The organism is Algoriphagus pacificus (assembly GCF_017254845.1).
GTDB classification, from domain to species: Bacteria; Bacteroidota; Bacteroidia; order Cytophagales; family Cyclobacteriaceae; genus Algoriphagus; species Algoriphagus pacificus.
On record NZ_JAFKCU010000001.1, the window covers coordinates 1,275,356 to 1,294,204 of the forward strand.

18 protein-coding genes are annotated in these 18,849 nt (G+C 38.8%); 12 read left to right on the forward strand and 6 right to left on the reverse strand.

Translation table 11 applies throughout. The features are described from left to right. Positions 1-30: 30 nt before the first annotated feature. Both hpf and J0A69_RS05400 read left to right on the forward strand, forming a co-directional pair. The gene (gene hpf, locus J0A69_RS05395; RefSeq protein ID WP_206585809.1) at positions 31-336 is read left to right on the forward strand and encodes a ribosome hibernation-promoting factor, HPF/YfiA family; all 306 of its coding nucleotides are present in this window, start codon (positions 31-33) and stop codon (positions 334-336) included. A 67-nt stretch (positions 337-403) separates the two neighbouring features. Beyond that, the gene (locus J0A69_RS05400; protein ID WP_206585475.1) at positions 404-1,912 is read left to right on the forward strand and encodes an ArnT family glycosyltransferase; all 1,509 of its coding nucleotides are present in this window, start codon (positions 404-406) and stop codon (positions 1,910-1,912) included. Position 1,913: 1 nt separating this feature from the next. On the opposite strand, the gene J0A69_RS05405 is transcribed toward J0A69_RS05400, so the two are convergent. Next, entirely contained in the window at positions 1,914-3,584 is a 1,671-nt protein-coding gene (locus tag J0A69_RS05405) for an ArnT family glycosyltransferase (protein WP_206585476.1), read from the reverse strand. 119 nt (positions 3,585-3,703) lie between these two features. Here J0A69_RS05405 and J0A69_RS05410 point away from each other — a divergent pair, with 119 nt between their 5' ends. Together J0A69_RS05410 and J0A69_RS05415 are read left to right on the forward strand one after the other, a co-directional pair. Then, entirely contained in the window at positions 3,704-4,684 is a 981-nt protein-coding gene (locus J0A69_RS05410; protein WP_206585477.1) for a glycosyltransferase family 2 protein, read from the forward strand. A gap of 93 nt (positions 4,685-4,777) precedes the next feature. Next, positions 4,778-5,617 (forward strand): lysylphosphatidylglycerol synthase transmembrane domain-containing protein, encoded by an 840-nt coding sequence (locus J0A69_RS05415; RefSeq protein WP_206585478.1) that lies wholly within the window; start codon positions 4,778-4,780, stop codon positions 5,615-5,617. Positions 5,618-5,619: 2 nt separating this feature from the next. On the opposite strand, the gene J0A69_RS05420 is transcribed toward J0A69_RS05415, so the two are convergent. Next, positions 5,620-6,066 carry a hypothetical protein gene (locus tag J0A69_RS05420; RefSeq protein ID WP_206585479.1) on the reverse strand — a complete coding sequence of 149 codons (447 nt, stop codon included), beginning with the start codon at positions 6,064-6,066 and terminating at the stop codon, positions 5,620-5,622. Beyond that, a complete protein-coding gene (locus J0A69_RS05425) occupies positions 6,056-6,574 on the reverse strand; it encodes a hypothetical protein (protein ID WP_206585480.1) in 519 nt (172 codons plus the stop codon). Before J0A69_RS05425 ends, J0A69_RS05420 begins: the two co-directional genes overlap by 11 nt. Before the next feature lie 131 nt (positions 6,575-6,705). Here J0A69_RS05425 and pyrF point away from each other — a divergent pair, with 131 nt between their 5' ends. The 5 genes from pyrF to J0A69_RS05450 all read left to right on the forward strand — a co-directional run bounded on the left by pyrF (position 6,706) and on the right by J0A69_RS05450 (position 11,525). Beyond that, the gene (pyrF, locus tag J0A69_RS05430) at positions 6,706-7,521 is read left to right on the forward strand and encodes an orotidine-5'-phosphate decarboxylase (protein WP_206585481.1); all 816 of its coding nucleotides are present in this window, start codon (positions 6,706-6,708) and stop codon (positions 7,519-7,521) included. A gap of 106 nt (positions 7,522-7,627) precedes the next feature. Continuing rightward, complete coding sequence (locus J0A69_RS05435) at positions 7,628-8,923, forward strand: DUF2851 family protein (RefSeq protein ID WP_206585482.1); 1,296 nt, start codon at positions 7,628-7,630, stop codon at positions 8,921-8,923. A gap of 55 nt (positions 8,924-8,978) precedes the next feature. Beyond that, positions 8,979-9,617 carry an acetyltransferase gene (locus tag J0A69_RS05440; protein WP_206585483.1) on the forward strand — a complete coding sequence of 213 codons (639 nt, stop codon included), beginning with the start codon at positions 8,979-8,981 and terminating at the stop codon, positions 9,615-9,617. A gap of 70 nt (positions 9,618-9,687) precedes the next feature. Further along, the gene (trhO, locus tag J0A69_RS05445) at positions 9,688-10,665 is read left to right on the forward strand and encodes an oxygen-dependent tRNA uridine(34) hydroxylase TrhO (protein ID WP_206585484.1); all 978 of its coding nucleotides are present in this window, start codon (positions 9,688-9,690) and stop codon (positions 10,663-10,665) included. Continuing rightward, complete coding sequence (locus J0A69_RS05450; protein WP_206585485.1) at positions 10,662-11,525, forward strand: nucleoside phosphorylase; 864 nt, start codon at positions 10,662-10,664, stop codon at positions 11,523-11,525. Before trhO ends, J0A69_RS05450 begins: the two co-directional genes overlap by 4 nt. 6 nt (positions 11,526-11,531) lie before the next feature. Here the strand turns inward: J0A69_RS05450 and J0A69_RS05455 are convergent, their stop codons facing one another. Next, the gene (locus J0A69_RS05455) at positions 11,532-11,807 is read right to left on the reverse strand and encodes a hypothetical protein (protein ID WP_206585486.1); all 276 of its coding nucleotides are present in this window, start codon (positions 11,805-11,807) and stop codon (positions 11,532-11,534) included. Between the two features lie 112 nt (positions 11,808-11,919). Continuing rightward, a complete protein-coding gene (locus J0A69_RS05460; protein ID WP_206585487.1) occupies positions 11,920-12,555 on the reverse strand; it encodes a response regulator in 636 nt (211 codons plus the stop codon). A 338-nt stretch (positions 12,556-12,893) separates the two neighbouring features. On the opposite strand from J0A69_RS05460, the gene J0A69_RS05465 reads away from it, so the two are divergent. Both J0A69_RS05465 and J0A69_RS05470 read left to right on the forward strand, forming a co-directional pair. Next, positions 12,894-15,323, forward strand: a complete 2,430-nt coding sequence (locus J0A69_RS05465) for an outer membrane beta-barrel family protein (protein ID WP_206585488.1) — start codon at positions 12,894-12,896, stop codon at positions 15,321-15,323. Positions 15,324-15,346: 23 nt separating this feature from the next. Next, positions 15,347-16,063: a DNA alkylation repair protein gene (locus J0A69_RS05470; RefSeq protein WP_206585489.1), complete on the forward strand. Its 717-nt coding sequence runs from the start codon at positions 15,347-15,349 to the stop codon at positions 16,061-16,063. A gap of 227 nt (positions 16,064-16,290) precedes the next feature. Here the strand turns inward: J0A69_RS05470 and J0A69_RS05475 are convergent, their stop codons facing one another. Further along, complete coding sequence (locus J0A69_RS05475; RefSeq protein ID WP_206585490.1) at positions 16,291-18,201, reverse strand: ABC-F family ATP-binding cassette domain-containing protein; 1,911 nt, start codon at positions 18,199-18,201, stop codon at positions 16,291-16,293. Positions 18,202-18,277: 76 nt separating this feature from the next. On the opposite strand from J0A69_RS05475, the gene J0A69_RS05480 reads away from it, so the two are divergent. Further along, a complete protein-coding gene (locus J0A69_RS05480) occupies positions 18,278-18,763 on the forward strand; it encodes a peptide deformylase (protein ID WP_206585491.1) in 486 nt (161 codons plus the stop codon). The last annotated feature ends 86 nt before the right edge of the window (positions 18,764-18,849 follow it).

An 18,849-nucleotide genomic window follows, 5' to 3' on the forward strand; every position in this document is an offset into this window, starting at 1 on the left:
TTATTGTTCAACCACTAAATGCAAATCAATATGAAACTGCAGATGCACTCAATCCACTTCGATGCCGATCGTAAATTGATCGACTTTATTCAAAAGAAAGCAGACAAGTTGGACACCTATTATGATCGTATCATAGACGGTGAAGTTTTTATGAGGCTCGACAAAAATGACAACAACTCAAATAAGATTGTTGAAATTAAACTCAACGTGCCAGGAAAGCAGTTTTTTGCCAAACATCAAACTGATTCCTTTGAAGGGGCCGCTGACGAAGCAATAGAAGGATTAAGAAGACAAATCAAAAAGCATAAAGAAAAGGTCGTTTTAGTAAGACAATAAGAAACCCTAAAATATTCTTTGAACCCTCGGAACTCCGAGGGTTTTTCTTTTTCTTGCAGACTTTTCCATGAAGCCAAAAATTTCATATTCTGCTGCATTTTGGATAGCGAGTCTTGCTATCGCTCTGGCAAAAATTATTTTCCTGCTGCGTCCAGAAATTGACCTATTTACCGAAGAAGCACAATATTGGCTTTGGTCCAAAAATTTAGCTTGGCATTATTACTCCAAACCTCCTCTGGTTGCCTATCTCAATTTCTTGAGTACTTCAGTCTTTGGGATCAATGAATTTGCAGTGCGACTGATTCCAATCATTTTCGGAATGGGTACATCTTGGATTACGTTTCGATTTGGCTCGTATCTACATGGCGAAAAAATCGGATTCTGGTCTGCTATGATCTTGCAAGCCATGCCTTTCTGGTGGATGATATCCACTTTTCATACGACGGATACGGCTTTGACATTCTTTTGGACAGCGACCTTCTACTTGCTTTTTAAAGCACTAAAAGAAAATAAAAAGCGATTCTGGGTATTTGCCGGGATCACAGCAGCAATTGGCTTAATGGCCAAAGCTGCCATGCTTTTGGTACTTCCTTTTCTGATTCTCTATTTAATTCAGGAAGGAAAGTTTGGCAGACGTTTGAAAAACTTGATTCTATTCACCCTGCTCCTTAGTCTTGGCTTTATCCCAATATTGGTCTGGAATTTTCAAAATGACTTCATCACTTTCAAGCATTTGGCGAACCTTGCAGGAGCTGGAGAAGGTCAAAGTTCCGCTTTTTCAATAGGAAAGTCCTTAGAAAGTTTTGGCGGATATTTAGAAGGGCAATTGGCCATGGTTTCTGTTTTTTTATTGCCATTGATTTTCGGCGCGATAAAGCAGGTATTCAAATTCAGAAGTCAGGAAAAATTCTATTTGATCCTTCCTGCCCTGTTGACTTTTTTCGGTTTCGGCTTCCTTAGCCTTTTCAAAGAAGCTCTCGTCAACTGGCCAGTTTTTACCTATGCTGGTTTGGCAATCTTAAGCAGTGCCTGGGTTGCAGAGCAAACTGATTTTTGGCGAAAAATGAGAAATTATGGAGTAGCAATTAGTCTGGGCCTCCCTCTTCTAATTCTCTTACCTGATATCACGTTTTTCAAATCCATTCCGCCTATTAAAAAAGGCGAAAAGCAGCTGTTCAAACGAATGTCTGGATATGATCCTTTGGCTGAAAGAGTCGAATTTTTGCAAGATAGCTTGCAACTGGATGAGGTGTTTATTTTTTCAGAAACCTATCATATGGCTTCTGAGCTTTCTTTTTATTTAGAAGCCCATCCCCAAACGTACATGCTAAACATGGGAGCTAGAAAGAATCAATTTGATTTGTGGCCTGGCATGGAGCAATTTGTAGGGAAAGACAATACAGGAATTTTTGTCAGCTGGAATTATGATTCACCTGGGGAATTTGCCGAATTTGATTCGTTGCTTTATGAGGAAAAATTCCAAGTTTATTTTAGAGGAGACTCCCTTAGAGCTGCGAAAATTCAAGTTTGGAAAAACCTGAAGGAATTCAATCCTTATCAGCCTGAGACTTATTAACCTACTTTTTTTTCAGCCAATAATAGATCTTCCCATTTTCTTGCAGGAGTGACTTAAAGTTTGGATCTCCAAGATTTTGAAGTAAAAACGGAATTCGCTTGGAATCCCAATTGACCGCAGCAGGAGACGCTACATAAGCTGCGGTATCCAGTTTTTCAAGGTATTTATCCTCAACTATCAAATGGCTAAACTTCTCAGCCTTTTGCTTAATCTGCTCATCGGTGATTGATTTTTCACCCGTTAAATCAGTCATGTAAAATTCCGTCCCCAGATAAACCCTTATTTTGCTACTGGTGTGAATGTTCCCAATAAAACCGATGGGTTCAGTTGAGTCGATTGAATTGGTTTTGACAAATTTAGCGAATTGTTCCCCTTGTTCCGGAAGAGAAATCTTAGCTGTTGCCGTGGAAAGTAGGAAGAATACCAAAAGGAAACCATACGATATGGCCTTTGGCAATTTGATTTTTTTGAGTGTGAGAGAAAGCAAATAAGCCCAAATAATTAATCCTGCGAGGAGTTGGATGTATATCCAAGCTGAACTTCCCAATTGAAAGTTTAAATAGAAGCCAAAAGCACCAACGATAAAGGAAAGGATCAGGAAGAACCAAGAACTTATTTTGAGTCCGAGTTGGCGCCCTTCAAAATTACCTCGTACAAGAATCCAAGCCAAGAAAACTGCCAGAACCGGAGAAACAGGAAGTAAATAGCGTTCATAGAATTTGGTGGTCATCGCTCCCATTCCAAGGATTGCTAGCCCCCATAAAATCGCAAATCCAAAGAAAACCAAGTTTTCGCTTCGGACCTTTATGAGGCTTTCTTTAAGTTTTGGAAAGACCAATAATACCCAAGGAATAAAAACTGCCAGAAGAATGATGGTGGCCAAAAAACCATTTTTCAATATCAGAAGGTATCGTGAGGCAACTCGGCCACCCACTTGATCTTGCAAGAAGCTATCCAGATAAGTTGGACCATGAATGAGGTACATGGCGACAAACCAAAATAGGGCAATTACAATTGCTGGAATTAAAGAAGGAAGGTGGATAAATGTCTTAAAGGATACCCTTTTCCAAGGATTAGCTAACAGATATAAAATTCCAATCCCTCCTAGGGCAACCGCGGGAAGACCTTTGACCTCAAAAGCAATTCCCAAACTTAAGTATAGAATCCAAAGGTATTTTTTTGGACTTTGGTCGCCATATCGAATCAATCCAGCAAAACCCACTGCACTCAAGGTCATAAAAAGTCCCAATAAGACATCTGGTATGGATCTAGTGGCTGCAAATATCAAAACCGGATTTGAAGCGATGATCAGCGCTGAAATACCTGCGATTTTTCTGTCCTCAAATAATACCTTGGCTAGCCAATAGCTAGCCCCAACAGTCAAAGCTCCAGCCAGTAAAAAGAAAATCCTTGAAGAAAAAGCACTGACTCCAAATAGCTTAAATCCCGCCAAAACTACCCAATAGGTTCCAATTGGTTTTCTGAATCTCAATTCATTATTTCCTAAATAAGTGGTTAGGTAGTCTCCATTTTGCAGCATTTTTACTGCAGCGTCCGTATAGTACATTTCATCAGGGAAATGCATATGAAAGCTTAATGCAAAGGGAGCAACCAATGCAGTGAAGACTGCCATGACAACCCAAGGATTGATTTGGTATTCTTTTAAAGACATCCTGCAAAGATAAGATGAATGAACCTTGTGTCACCAAATTTCCTTCTGCTTAGCAAAGCGAATCTGTGCTTTTTTGTCATAGGAAGGAATTTACCGTATTTTTGCCCAAATTTTATAGCATGAACAAGCCCCTTTTGTCCGTAGTAATTACCGTTTACAACGAAGAAGAAAATATCAAACCCTTGTTGGAAGCAACCTATGGAGCGCTTGCAGCCATTGATTACGAAGTGATTTTAGTAGAAGATGGAGCCACAGATGGCACTGTTTCGGAAGTAAAGAAATACGCTAACAGCCGAACCAAACTGGTTATTTTTAATCGGAATTATGGTCAGACCACTGCTTTGGCAGCTGGAATAGACATGGCTACCGGTGAATATATTGCCACTATGGATGGTGACTTGCAAAATGATCCGACTGATTTGCCGATCATGCTTCAAAAAGCTATTGATGAGGAATGGGATGTAGTGGCAGGTAGAAGAGCTAACAGAAAAGATGGGTTTGTATTGCGAAAGATTCCAAGCAAAATTGCCAACTGGATCATCAGAAATACAACCAAAGTTTATTTGAATGATTATGGATGTACGCTTAGGGTTTACAAAGCTGAAATTGCCCAAGGCATGGGATTGTATGGGGAGCTCCATCGTTTTATTCCCGTTTTAGCAAAGCAACAAGGGGCTAAAATGACCGAAGTGGATGTGAAACATCATCCAAGAATTCATGGAGAATCTAAATATGGATTAAGCCGGACTTTTAAAGTAATGGCCGATTTGATCCTGATGTTGTTTTTTCAAAAGTATTTTCAAAGACCCATTCACTTGTTTGGTGGAATTGGTTTAGTCGCTTTTTTGATAGGCATGTTGATCAATGTTTACCTTTTAGTTCTCAAGATATTTGGAGAGGATATCTGGGGTAGGCCAATCATGATTTTGGGCTTTATTCTGGTTTTAGGTGGTATTCAGTTTATTACAACTGGAATTATCGCAGAGATAATCGTTAGGACTTACTTTGAGTCTCAAGACAAGAAAACCTATACAGTTAAATCGATTTTTCTTGGAAACTCTGAAATATTAGCTGAAGAGGTTAAAAATGAGACGAATTGATCATCAATTCTTTTCATTGAATTTTGAATCTTAATTAGACTCAAGCCTGATTTGAATAATTATAAAAAACCACTGAAAACATTGCTAAAGTTGATGCTTACAGCTTTAGCCTTGTATTTGGTTTTTAGGAAAATCGATACTGAGCAACTCCTGTCCATTGTCAAAACCATACAATGGCTTTGGTTGATTCCTGCAGTATTGTTATTTGTGTTGAGTAAAGTGTTTACAGCTTTTCGCCTCAATCAATATTTCAGGAATATCGGGATCCAGATTTCGGAGGGGTTGAATCTCAAATTGTACCTCATAGGCATGTTTTACAATCTTTTCCTACCTGGAGGAATCGGAGGAGATGGATACAAAGTCTACTTGTTAAACAAACACTTTTCAACATCAGTAAAGAAATTAATCCAAGCTTCCTTATTGGATCGTTTGGGAGGCTTGGTAGCAATCCTGTTTTTGCTTTTCGGACTTTTTTTGATGGTAGACATCCAACTCGAAGAATTGGAAACTCCAGTTTGGAATGGTTTAATGGTTGCAGGAGTTGCCTTGACCATCCCAGGATTTTGGCTGGTTCAAAAACTTTTCTTCAAAGACTTTTTGCCATCATTTTGGACTGGAAATGCTTGGTCTCTCGGTGGGCAAATCGCACAATTGGTTTGTGCTTGGTTTATTTTGAGTAGTTTGGGTATCACAGAGAATATCCTAGCCTATCAACTCGTGTTTTTGCTTTCCTCAATCGTCTCAGTTTTACCTTTGACTATCGGGGGAGTCGGGGCAAGAGAATTGGTTTTCATTTATGCGCATGCCTATGCTGGTATTGAAGAAACTGCGGCTGTAGCTTTTAGCTTGATTTTCTTTTTGATTACAGCAGGAACCTCATTGTTAGGTGCTTTTGTAAAAGTTGATCTGGCAGTAGAGGAAAATGAGAGTTGAAATTATTTTTTAAATACTGCGTCAAAAGGAAAGTAAAATTGTCCATCTGGTTTTAGGATTTCCCAAATGATCTGATCCTTATCTGGTTCATATTTGATTTTTAAGTCTGAAAATTCCTCACTATAAGTACTTTTGATTTTTCCGATATAAGTGTTTTCAGAGGTTTTTTTTAGGAAAATTGATGAGCCTTCCATTTCACAATCAATCCTTCCTCCATTGTAATAAACTCCGCAATGTTGTCCTATCAAATCATAGATTCCATAATACTCACTCTTCTTTATGGGGAATTTTAGTGTTACAGTAACTAGACGGTCCTCTAATTCCACTCCATACCTATAAGATCCTTCTATGGATTGGGAAAAGGCGGAAATGCAATTGGAAAAAAGGAAAATGGCAAGAACTACTGCTATACCAGATTTAGGGAGAATTTTCAAAAATTTATTGTACATGGAACCGGATTAGTGTGACTATTAGTCCGTTTGTATTAATTGATAGATGACAACAGTCAACAAGAGTGTCACCTGTTTTTATATATCCTCCATAATAGTTTCTTTTTTTATTGAATCCATCAAAAAGACTATCAATAGAGGATATAGGGTCGCCCACCTTTATTGAATTCTCGCCAATAATTAATTGAATGGAAGTTGTGTTTAAATCAAAAGAATGCAACTTTCCTTCTAAAAAGTAGATTTCATTTCCATCATATTGATAGCGCATAGCGTACATTTCATCTATTTCAAAATAGTATTCTTCAGCTTTGGTTGGCTTTCCTAAAACTTGAAATAACCTATCTGAAGAATTTCCGAATTTCAGTTTTTCAGTAGATCCCGGAATGGATAGACTAATGCTAGAAATTTCTATGGCAGGAATGTTTTCGGTTGAAATTTCTTGTCCATAAGTGAAATTGGGAAAGTGTATATAGAAAAACAAAACGAGAATAATTGGTAGTTTTTTCATTTTGATAGGATGTTTAATGAATTAAAAAGTCTCAAATCAATGCTCAAATATTCCATTCTATAATCGAGCCAAAAGAAATCAATGTTTTCTGTTGAACCTAGATTCCCTACCTTTGGGCAAAATAATAATTCATGAACAAGGCAGCTCTTTTCTCACAGATCCAGCAAAAATCCTCCTTTTTATGTGTTGGCTTGGATGCTGATATGGATAAAATTCCTGCTCATTTGAAATCAGAAAAAGATCCAATATTCAGTTTTTGTAGGCAGATTATTGAAGAAACAGCTGATTTTGCTGTGGCATACAAACCGAATATTGCATTTTTTGAAGCTTTAGGACCACAAGGTTGGGAAACTCTCCAGAAGGTGCTAGAAGTAATTCCAAAAGAGATTTTTACGATAGCTGATGCTAAAAGAGGAGATATCGGGAATACTTCAAAGCTATATGCCAAGGCATTTTTTGAAAAGATGGATTTTGATTCCGTCACTGTAGCTCCTTATATGGGTGCGGACAGCGTTACGCCATTTTTAGAATTTGAAGATAAGTGGGTGATTTTGCTTGCCTTGACTTCAAATGCAGGTTCTATGGACTTCCAATTGATCAATGATTCAGAAGGAAAACCATTATATCAGACCGTATTGGAAAAAAGCCAATCCTGGGGATCGGATGAAAATATCATGTATGTGGTGGGAGCAACACGAGGAGAGCTGATTGGTGAGGTTAGAAAAGTGGTGCCAAATCATTTCTTCTTAGTGCCAGGAGTTGGTGCACAAGGAGGAAGCTTATCGGAAGTAGCCAAGTATGGAATGAACTCCAGTTGTGGACTTTTGGTGAATTCTAGCAGAGGAATTATTTATGCCTCTCCAGAAAAAGATTTTGCCAAAGTAGCAAGATTTGAAGCTGAGAAACTACAAATAGAAATGAAAGAACTTCTAGATAAATACCTGTAAACAAAGGGTATTACAAGTCCAAAAGAAATATTAGAGCCAGTTTTTAATTGGCTTTTTTATTTTTCAACTTTTTAATAAATTAAATAAATTTTTAGGTATAACTCGAATGGATTTAAGAGAAGATTTTTTACAACTTGTCTGGAAGTATCAATACTTTGATAAGAAAAACTTACAGACTGAGACCGGTGAGAAAATAGAAATCGTACAGATTGGATTTCACAATTTTGGAGAAGGGCCGGATTTTCATGACTCAGTTATTCGTTTGGATGGAGTCACTTTGCACGGGCATGTAGAAGTTCATAAGTTTTCGTCTGACTGGAAGCAACATGCACATGGAGGTGATCCAGCTTATAATTCTGTCATTCTGCATGTGGTTTGGGAAAACAACCAAGAGGTTCTTCGCAACGATGGGACCCCGATGCCGACAGTTGAACTCAAGGGAAAGATTTTTTTGGATGTCTGGCGAAATTATGAGCGACTTCTGGATTATAAATCTGAGCTGCCATGCGCACATGCTGTCAGAAATGTTCCCGAGATCATTCGGTTTTCAACTCTCGAAAAAGCTTTGGTGGAGAGGTTACATGAGAAATCTGAGTTGATACTTTCTCTTTTGAATGCAAATAAAGGAGATTGGGAAGAGACCACTTATCAATGGCTTTTTACCTGTTTTGGTTTTAAAATAAACGCCCAATCTATGAGTGAGCTTGCTTCAAAAGTACCCTATAAAATCCTTCATAAGCACCGTGGACAAACAGCAGTTATTGAATCAATGCTAATGGGCAATGCAGGTTTATTACCGGAAGAATCCGCGGAGACCTATGTTCAATTTCTGATTCAGGAATATAAATTCTATCAAAAGAAATACAGTTGGGATAGTCAATTGAAAAGACAGAATTGGTCATTTATGGGTGCTAGACCTAGCAATTTTCCAACTTTGAGAATCGCTCAATTGGCGGCGATCCTATCTAATGCCCCCAATCTATTGCAAGCTGTGATGGAAGACTCCAGAGATTTTTTAGCATTCAAAAAGCTTCTCCAAGTAAGAACTAGCGATTATTGGCAGTACCATTACAATTTTGGTAAAGCATCCGAAAAGCAGGTGTTAAAAGGAATTTCTGAAACTGTCTTGGAGCTTCTGATAATCAATTTTGTGATTCCAATCTGGTTTTCCTATGGCAGGTATTTCCAACAGCAAGAGTGGCAAGAAAGATGTTTTGATTTGCTGCAGGAAGTCAAATCAGAAAAAAATCATATCATTCGAAAATTTGAATCTGCGGGATGGGAAGCCGCTAATTCCTTTGATAGCCAAGGGATGATAGGCTTGTATAAAACTCAATGTCAGGCAAAAAAATGTCTTCAATGTAAAATTGCGCAGAGTCTGATCAAGTCAGAAAGCAAATGATTTTTGTGTAAGCTCATGATTTCCCGTACTTTTGCACTCCGAAAAGGAAAAAACTATGGAAAAACCAGTAATTATTTTGGGAGCAAAAGGCATTGCTCATCCAGCTCTTGAAATATTTAACAGCAACCAAGTCATTGTTTACGGATTCCTTGATGAGGATGAAAGTATTCATGGAACAGAGATTAATACGGTTTCTGTTTTGGGAAATCCGGAAGATGATGGATTCTTGAAATTAATTGGAAAGAAGACAGAAGCCTTTGTTGCTGTCGATGATACCAAATACAGAAAATTTTTGGTAGAGCTGCTCAACGAAAGGAGGAAAGTTCAACCGATTAATGCAATCCATCAGACAGCCTATATTTCCACTGACGCGATCATCGGCCATGGTAACTTTATCAATGCAGGGGTCATGATTGGGGCAGCAGCAGAAATCGGACAGCATTGTATTTTCCATTCAGGAGCGATCATTGATCATAAAGCAAAAATCGGAGATTTTGCTCAAATAGGTGCCGGGTCTGTGATCAATTCTGAAGTGATTATCGAGGAAGGTGCATTTATTGGCTCTGGAGTCACAATTGTATCTGGAGTTACAATCGGCAAAAACGCTAGAGTTGGGGCAGGGTCAGTAGTAATCTCTTCGGTTGGTAACAACGAAACTGTATTTGGAAATCCAGCTGCAAAAATTAAATCTTAATACATAAATTTGAGATTTCTATTCTGAAATCGTAAATCCTTAAACACCCTGCCGCAACAGGGCTATCGTTATGGAAGAAAAAAACTATCAAATCCTCCTTTATTACTGCTATGCCAGGATCGAAAATCCTGAGGAATATAGAGAGCAGCATCATCTTTTTTGTGTTGACAATAATATCCGAGGTCGGATTATTATATCTGATGAAGGATTAAATGGTACTGTTTCAGGTCTAAAGGAAGACTGTGAAAAATACATGGCATATATCCATGCTGATCCAAGATTTGCTAAAACAGAATTTAAGATCGATTCGCATGACAAACATGCTTTTACCAAAATCCACGTTCGATATAAACCTGAAATTGTCCATTCAGCCTTAAGGCATTTGGATCCAAACGTTCGAACTGGAAAGCATTTAGATCCGGAAGAATTTAAAAAACTGAAAGATCAGGAAGACGTGGTCATTTTGGATGTTAGATCTAATTATGAGCATGAGCTTGGCAGGTTCAAAAATGCTTTGACTCTTGATATCGATAATTTCAGAGACTTCCCTGAGAAAGTAAAAGAGCTGGAGCACTTGAAGAACAAGAAAGTTCTGACCTACTGCACTGGTGGTATTAAGTGTGAAAAGGCATCCGCTTTTCTTTTGGAGCAAGGCTTTGAAGATGTGTATCAATTGCATGGAGGTATCATCAAATATGGCATGGAGGCCGGTGGAGAAGATTTTGAAGGGAAGTGCTATGTTTTTGACAACAGGATAGCAGTGGATGTGAATAAGGTCAATCCTAAAGTGATTTCAACTTGTCATGTCTGTGGTACACATTCTGATCGAATGGTCAACTGTGCAAATCCAAGTTGTAATGCCCATATCCCAATGTGTGAGGAATGTGGTTGGAAAATGGAGGGCGCTTGCTCCGATGAATGCAAAGACCATCCTGAAAAGAGAGTTTATGACGGTACTGGCTATTATCAGAAAAACACCAATGGCTACAATCCTTACAAAGGATTGAAACGCCCTTCTTCGAAAGAAACCTCAAAAGCTAGCACGTGAGCAGGATCATACCAGCATCAGAATTAATCCTAAACGCTGATGGAAGCGTATATCATTTACATTTGAAGCCAGAGAACCTGGCTTCACTTGTTTTTACAGTGGGAGATCCTGATCGGGTAGAATTGGTTTCCCGCTATTTTGATCAGATTGACTTCAAAACCAAGAAGAGGGAATTTGTCACTCATACAGGTAGAATCGGCTCCGAAAAAGTAACCGTCATGAGTACAGGGATGGGGACAGACAACATTGAGATTTTAATGACAGAACTAGATGCCCTTGTCAATGTTGACCTCCAAAATAGAATTCTGAAAACTTCGCATACACCTTTGCAAATAGTCAGATTAGGAACTTCTGGAGCAATGCAAGAGGATATTCCCGTAGGATCACTTCTTGCTTCTGAAAAAGCTGTGGGACTAGATACATTGATGCAGTTTTATCCTGAACTATCGGAATCCCAAGAGTGGGGGATTCTTTTGCAGGAGAAATTGAATTTGGGTTTTACACCCTATCAAGCTGCTGCCAGCGAATACCTGATGAATCAATTACCCGAAGATTTTTTTAGGGGAATTACCCTGACATGTCCGGGCTTTTATGCACCTCAGGGCAGAAGTATCCGATTAAAGCCGAAATTGGATCAAATGATTGAAAGGATTTCCAAATTGGAGATTGAAGGCAAACGTCCGACCAATTTTGAAATGGAAACAGCTGGGTATTATGCGATGGGACAGCTGCTAGGTCATGAAGTACTAAGTTTGAATGCTATCGTAGCAAATCGGATAACAGGTGAGTTTGATAAAGAGGCTGAAAAAACCGTAGATACAATGATCCGCGCAGCTCTGAAGTCGTTTACAAAAAAATAATCACCCTTACGCTAAATATTTTTGAAAGGAGTTTTGCTCTTCTAGCCTAAAATCCTCCCATTCGTTGTAATCTATGCCTTGCATGAGTTTGGCAATAAAGGAATTACACTCTTGTTTGCAGAGATAAATCCCAAAGAGGCCTTCCGCCTTATTTACCAAAAACGCCCTTTTGCTTTCAAATGAATTGACAATGTCAATCCATGATCCCAATACTAAAAGTTCATCCCGATTCTTGATCGTCTGAATGATTTTAAAATTCCCTTTTGGTGTTGATATTTTCATGACGTAAAAGTTGGTTTAACCTGTTTGTTTATTCAAATCTAGGTCAAAAAGTAGCCCGCTTCAATACGTATTAATACCTATATTTTCGTTTCGAACCTCTTAAAATGCATTTTCAATCTATTATTTCGCGGTTTTTTTGAGCCCAAAGTAAAAGTGAGTTATGCTTTTTTTCCAGTTTAAGTTTGGAAATCATATTACTTCGATGCTTGTCCACGGTTCGCTCAGCAATGAATAATTTTTCAGCTATTTCTTTGGTAGAACAACCCTCCGCGATTAACCTTAGGATTTTTTTCTCTGAAGGTGTCAAATGTGTCTGTTCTGATTCTTGGTTGACTATTTCTTTATCCTCAAAGATTTTTTCACTAAAAAATTGCTCGCCCCTCAATACAGCATCTATTGCATTGGACAAATCATTCAAGGCAAACTCCTTTAAGATATAACCGGATAGATTCAGCTCCTTTGCCTGATGATAGAGGTACAGTTCTTTGTGGAGAGTCAATAAAATTATTTTTGTCGGAAGCTTTAACTTTTTGCATTCTGCTGCAATTTCCAAACCTGTAAGAAAAGGCATTTCCATATCCAAAATAGCCAGTTGTGGAACCAGATTTTTGATTTTTGCCAAAGCATCCTTTCCATCCACAGCAGATTCGAGAACATCGATATTATTTTCCAAAAGGAAATCCTTAAGACCTTTTAGTAATAAAGGATGATCGTCGGCAATAACTACTGTAGCGATTTTTAAAGACATGATAAAAAATGGTCAATGAATTCTTTTCGTAATCGTTGTGCCAGGATTGGAACATTTAGCTGGTTCGTAAAACCTGAATGGTTAAAGATAAGAAAACTACAGCGGGAAATATTGATACACTTACAGATGAAAAATTCCTACCCGTTTAAAAGACTCCTCTACAATTCATCCTGATAGCAGTCCGAATACCAAATATTCTAGTTTTTCTAAACTAAGCCCTCTGTAATGAGTTTAATAAAGCAGGATTCAAGCTGATTTTTAAATTTTTAATTCCCTTGATTATAAGGGTTTTAACGCTGGATTCATTGAAAACTATATCCAAACCAACCAATTACGAGATGTTTAAACGCTTATCTGTCATTTTCTTTTTTGTCACTTTTGGCTTTGCAGAAGCACAAGAAATAAAGCTAAAGGGAAGAATTCAAGATGGTTCCAGTGGAAATCCCCTGGAGTTTGCCAATGTGGCTTTATTGAATGCTCAGGATTCATCCTTGGTAACGGGTGGAATGAGCGATCTTGATGGTAGCTTCGAATTTAACGCCAAAGCCGGGAAATACATTTTTAGAGTTGGGTTTATCGGTTATCTGGAATTTTATGAAAATATAAGTTTAGGCCAAAAGCCAAATGTCAATTTCGGCACCATCAAACTGCAACCAGATGCTCAAAATCTGGAGGAAGTAGTTGTGGAAGGAGTTACCTCTATGTTTGAATCGGATATCGATAAGCGAACGTATAATGTGGAAAACAGCATCGTGGCAGAAGGGGCGACGGCTTCTCAATTGTTAAGTACTTTGCCATCCATCCAAGTCGATGAAGAAGGAGGTATTACAATGAGAGGCAGTGGAAACATTCTTATTTATATTAATGGTAGGCCATCTAATTTATCTGGGGATGATGCTGAAAGTATTCTTTCTCAGTTTCCTGCGAATAGTATCAAATCCGTAGAATTGATCACGAACCCATCTTCACGATATGACGCAACAGGTGTGGGGGGCATTATAAATATTGTCTTAAAGAAAAATGAGAATTTGGGCTTCAATGGCCAAGTCAATGCTTCTATCGGGACAAGAGAAAAATATCAGGCTGGGATAAACCTAAATTATGGTACAGAAAAGGCCAATTATTATGCTTCCTACAATTGGCAGAACAGATGGCAGCGAGAGAATGGATTTGGAAATAGGACTACTTCATTGCCTAATTTTTCTCCAACCTTAGAGCAAGTTCAAGATGGATATGAAAAAGAAAAGACCCATTTAATCAGAGCCGGAGTTGATTATTCCTTGACTGAAAATGGGACTTTAGGAATTTATTTCCAGGGAAATTTTGATGATGAAACAGAGTTTGCAGAAATCAATCAGGATAACCTTAGTCAAACGGGATCTCTCGATTCAAGCTTTGTCAGGATCAACAATGAATTGAGTAATAGTTCCAATTATGAGGGGGGAATCAACTACACTTGGAATATTGATTCCTTGGGACAAAAGTTATACACTTCACTGTCTTATGCCTATGATGAGAGGTCACAAGTGGAGTTTTATAACCAAGAGTTTTTCACTTCCGAAGGAGCTTCTGATCCATCGAAGCGCTTATCTCAAGTCAATGACAGACCGAGAACCAGTCATTTGTTTGTCGGTCAACTAGATTATGAAAAGCCATTTAATGATAAAGCAAGTATTGAATCTGGATTGAAAGCTACCTTGGGAGATTGGACATGGGGCCAGGAGTTTTCGCAAGGGGATCAGACCAATGACTTTAATCCAACGCCTGTCGATACGCTGACAGATACCTATTATTTCGATCAAAATGTTTATGCGGCTTATTTTACTTTTAAAAATAAAGCCGGAAAATTCGGTTATCAGCTGGGCTTAAGGGCAGAGTATACCGACCAACTTGGAGAAACTGACCGAAATAATGAATACATCCCGACTGATTACTTCAATCTTTTCCCAAGTACATTTTTCAGCTATACCATTGCATCTGAAAATGAATTGACGGCTAATTACACGAGAAGAATTTCCCGACCTAGTATTTGGGATTTGGCACCGATCTACCAAGTCAGAGATCAGTATAATCTGAGCATTGGTAATCCCTATCTGAAGCCTGAATTTACGGACAGTTATGAGTTGGGCTATATGAAAGGTTGGGAGAGATATCTACTAAATGCAACTGTTTATCATCGATTCAGCACCGATGTGGAAACCAGAATTACCACATTGACGGACGATAATGTAGCGATTCAAAGCAGAGAAAATGCAGACACCAGAGCCAGTACAGGTTTTGAACTGATTAATCAAATTCAGATTTCCAATAATTTTGATGCGACCTTAACCGGGAATTTCTTCTACTCAAAAATCAATGCAAACAATGTGGAGGGCAGGGATCTAAGTAATGAAAATTTCAGTTGGACACTAAGTTTACTCGGAAATATACTGGTGCCAAAATGGTTCAGCGTTCAGCTTCAGGGAAATTACAGAGGTCCGATTGTTTTGCCACAAGGTCAAATAGAACCACAGGCTACGCTTACGGTAGGTATGAGAAAAGATCTGTTTAATAACAAAGCAACTGTCAGCTTAAATGTCAGCGATATATTCAATACCCGTAAATTCATGATTACAACGGAGGACCCTCGATTTACTCAATACAGGGAGTTCCAGCGAGAATCTAGAATTGGGACGCTATCCTTCACTTATCGATTTGGAGGATTTAAGGAAAAAGGAGCTGAAAGAAGTAGAAGAGAAGGTGGAGATGATTTTGGGGATGATTTTTAATTGAGCATCTCTTATCTTGGAGAATGACTTTACTTGTAGAACAAATCAAAGCAGCTTTGAAGGATAAGGCAATTCCTGAAAAGGCTGCTTTTTTTCCTAAATTCTTTAAATCCGGACCAGGTGAATATGGGGAAGGGGATAAATTCTTAGGAGTTAAAGTTCCCGAGCAACGGAAAATAGCCAAGTCTGTTTTCAAAGAAATAAGCCAAGCTGAAATAGAGACCTTGATGCATGATGATTATCATGAGGTTAGATTGACTGGAGTAATGATTTTGGTCTATCGCTATGAAAAGCTGAAATCAGACGAGGACCGAAAGAAGTTGGTGGATTTTTACCTTTCGAATTTAAAATGGGTAAATAATTGGGATCTGGTAGATAGCTCTTGCCATCATATTTTGGGGCATTATTATCTGAATCGAGACAAATCGCTTTTTTATAAATTGGCTGCAAAAAATCATCTCTGGAGTCAGCGTGTAGCCATGGTCAGCAGCTATTATTGGATCAAAAGAGGTGAGTTTGAAGATGCTTTAGCCTTGGCTGAAAAGTTTCTAGATCACCCACATGACCTAATGCATAAAGCTGTTGGATGGATGCTTAGAGAGATTGGAAATCAAGATTATGAGGTCGAATATGCATTTTTGAAAAAGCATTACCAACAAATGCCTAGAACCGCCCTACGCTATGCTATCGAAAAATTTGATGAGGATGTGAGGCAGGATTTTTTGAAAGGAAGAGTTTGAAGTCAGAAGTCTAAAATCAGAAATCTGAATAAGTCAGGCTGAGCATCCCGACAGTTGTACGGGATTGAAGCCCTTGTAGCCTCAGACGTATCTTTTCTTTTTAAAAAGACAGCTCTTGAGCAGATATTAAAAAAGATAGCTACGCAGAAAAAATGAAAATCAATTTTATCTCCCGAAGCGTAACTCTCCGCAGGCATATTTCAGTGGAGCTGTATTTCGCTTTAGCCCTATTCTATTCCTTCCAATTCACTTAATTCTAACCAAGTCAATTCCAATTCTTCTAGCTGAGCATCTATCTCCGCTATCCGATTCGATTGCTTGATCAATTCCTCATGATCATCGATTCCAGCAGCGATTTTATCAGTGATGCTGGACTTTTCCTTTTCCAATTTGGCAATTGAAGCGTTCACTTCCTTAAACTCCTGCTTCTGCTTGTAACTAGCTTTTGCTTTTGTCTGGTTGAGCGGAGTCGAAGCCTCAACTTTAGTGTCGGCAACTTTATTCTCTGGTTCTTGAATCTTGGTTCTTGAATCTAGATTCTTGTTTTCTTTTTCCCACTCTCGGAAATCAGTATAGTTGCCTGGGAAATCTTTGATCTCTCCTTCTCCTTCGAAAACAAACAAATGCTCCACCAATCGATCCATAAAATATCGATCGTGAGAAACAATAATCAAACAGCCTGGAAAGGAATCCAAAAATTCCTCCAGTGTGTTTAGCGTCATCAAATCCAGATCGTTGGTAGGTTCATCGAGAATCAGGAAGTTTGGATTCTTGATCAAAACCATCAAGAGCTGAAGTCTTCTACGCTCTCCACCGCTGAGTTTGGCAATCGGAGTATGTTGTTGCTTTGGAGGGAAACCAAACTGGGTCAAAAACTGCGAAACGGTGATGGTGGCACCTCCTGCGATATTCACGACTTCAGCCACGTCCTTGACGATATCGATCAATCGCTTTTCCTCATCAAAGCTACTTTCTTCCTGTCTGTAATAACCAAACGCAGTGGTTTGTCCAATCGAGATTTTCCCGGCATCCGGCGCCAATTGACCGGTAATCATATTAAGGAAAGTGGTTTTTCCGGCACCATTTGGTCCTACAATCCCCACACGATCTTTCTTCCTGAAAGTATATGAGAAATCATTGACAATAGCTTTGTCCCCAAAGGACTTTTGCATTTTCTCAATTTCGATGATCTTATTTCCAAGGCGCTGCGTAGTCACGGTCAACTGGATGTCCCGCTCTTCACGCTTCTGAGAGGCTTTTTCTTTGGTTTCTTCGAAAGCATCTACCCTATATTTCGCTTTGGTACTTCTTGCTTTCGGCTGGCGACGAATCCAATCGAGTTCTTTTTTGTAAAGACTTTTAGCTTTCTCTAGCTCAATATCTTCAATCTCCATCCGTTCGGCTTTCTTGTCCAAGAAATAGCCATAATTACCCATGTAGCGATGAACTTTCCCTTGATCAAGTTCTAAAATTTCATTGGTCACTTTCTCTAGGAAATATCGATCGTGAGTAACCATAAAAAGGGCAAGATTCGCTTTTGCCAGATAATCTTCAAGCCATTCGATTGTTTCCAAATCCAAATGGTTGGTAGGTTCATCGAGTAAAAGCAAATCAGGTTTTTCCAGAATGGCTTTTGCCAAAGCAACTCGCTTTCGCTGACCACCGGAAAGTGTTCCAACAGGCAATTCTGTGTCATGTAGTCCCAGTTTCCCCAAAACTTCCTTTACCTGATATTCAAAATCCCAAGCCTGGAAGGCATCCATTTTCTCGAAAAGGACAGCCATTTTGTCGGAGTTATCAATGCCCCTTTCTGCTTCCAGCATGGCTTTATGATAATCCTCTATTACCTTAAGAATTTCAGAATTACTTTGATCAAAAATGGTCTGGTAAATACTCATTGTACCTTCAAAAACTGGGTTTTGGTGCACATAAGCGACTTTCACCTGTTGGTTAATTCCAACTTGACCTGTGTCAGGAATCTCTAAGCCCATGATGATTTTCATCAAAGTGGATTTTCCTGCACCATTGATACCCACTAAAGCGATTTTCTGGCCTTGGGAAATGCCAAAAGAGATATTGGAAAAAAGCTTGCGTTCCCCGAAAGCTTTACTGAGGTTTTCGACCGAAAGGTAATTCATGCCGCAAAAGTAGGGAAAAGGAAAGGGAGTATCTGTATGACTTCCTAAGTTTCAATAGAAAAGCTATTTTCAATCTATGAAAACCATCCACGACATTCTCAAACTCGGCGATCCTAGACTTTACGAAATATGTGAGCCTGTTTTAGAATCAGAATTAATCCAAGTCCCAAATTGGGCTCAGCAACTTCATGAGGCCATGGAAGATATTCGAAGTGTGTATGGTTTCGGCAGAGGAATCGCAGCTCCACAGTTGGGGATTATGAAGCGGATGTTTTATCTAAACTTGGATAAACCCTATATTATCCTTAATCCTGAACTGAAAAACCTTAGTGAGGAAGAGTTTGAGCTTTGGGACGATTGCATGAGTTTCCCAAATTTACTCGTAAAAGTAAGCAGGCATCAATCTTTAACTTTGGTCTACAGAGATGAAAACTGGAAGCAGCAGGAATGGGAAGTTTCAGGAGCTATTTCAGAATTGATCCAGCATGAATACGATCATCTCAACGGTGTTTTATGCACAATGAGAGCGATTGATCAGAAAAGTTTTCGCTGGAAAGAATAGCTTGAATTAACTTTGTGATTAGATTTCTAGTTAACGAATTGCCAATACTTTGCCAGATTAATTGTAATTAACCCTTCCCCTTCGGG

Coding starts and splice junctions, on each gene's coding strand:
- J0A69_RS05460 (WP_206585487.1), bottom strand. CDS start 12,555: ATGTCTTTAAAAATCGCTACAGTAGTTATTGCCGACGATCATCCTTTA.
- J0A69_RS05400 (WP_206585475.1), top strand. CDS start 404: ATGAAGCCAAAAATTTCATATTCTGCTGCATTTTGGATAGCGAGTCTT.
- J0A69_RS05415 (WP_206585478.1), top strand. CDS start 4,778: ATGCTTACAGCTTTAGCCTTGTATTTGGTTTTTAGGAAAATCGATACT.
- J0A69_RS05440 (WP_206585483.1), top strand. CDS start 8,979: ATGGAAAAACCAGTAATTATTTTGGGAGCAAAAGGCATTGCTCATCCA.
- J0A69_RS05465 (WP_206585488.1), top strand. CDS start 12,894: ATGTTTAAACGCTTATCTGTCATTTTCTTTTTTGTCACTTTTGGCTTT.
- J0A69_RS05435 (WP_206585482.1), top strand. CDS start 7,628: ATGGATTTAAGAGAAGATTTTTTACAACTTGTCTGGAAGTATCAATAC.
- pyrF (WP_206585481.1), top strand. CDS start 6,706: ATGAACAAGGCAGCTCTTTTCTCACAGATCCAGCAAAAATCCTCCTTT.
- hpf (WP_206585809.1), top strand. CDS start 31: ATGAAACTGCAGATGCACTCAATCCACTTCGATGCCGATCGTAAATTG.
- J0A69_RS05480 (WP_206585491.1), top strand. CDS start 18,278: ATGAAAACCATCCACGACATTCTCAAACTCGGCGATCCTAGACTTTAC.
- trhO (WP_206585484.1), top strand. CDS start 9,688: ATGGAAGAAAAAAACTATCAAATCCTCCTTTATTACTGCTATGCCAGG.
- J0A69_RS05475 (WP_206585490.1), bottom strand. CDS start 18,201: ATGAATTACCTTTCGGTCGAAAACCTCAGTAAAGCTTTCGGGGAACGC.
- J0A69_RS05470 (WP_206585489.1), top strand. CDS start 15,347: ATGACTTTACTTGTAGAACAAATCAAAGCAGCTTTGAAGGATAAGGCA.
- J0A69_RS05405 (WP_206585476.1), bottom strand. CDS start 3,584: ATGTCTTTAAAAGAATACCAAATCAATCCTTGGGTTGTCATGGCAGTC.
- J0A69_RS05410 (WP_206585477.1), top strand. CDS start 3,704: ATGAACAAGCCCCTTTTGTCCGTAGTAATTACCGTTTACAACGAAGAA.
- J0A69_RS05420 (WP_206585479.1), bottom strand. CDS start 6,066: ATGTACAATAAATTTTTGAAAATTCTCCCTAAATCTGGTATAGCAGTA.
- J0A69_RS05455 (WP_206585486.1), bottom strand. CDS start 11,807: ATGAAAATATCAACACCAAAAGGGAATTTTAAAATCATTCAGACGATC.
- J0A69_RS05425 (WP_206585480.1), bottom strand. CDS start 6,574: ATGAAAAAACTACCAATTATTCTCGTTTTGTTTTTCTATATACACTTT.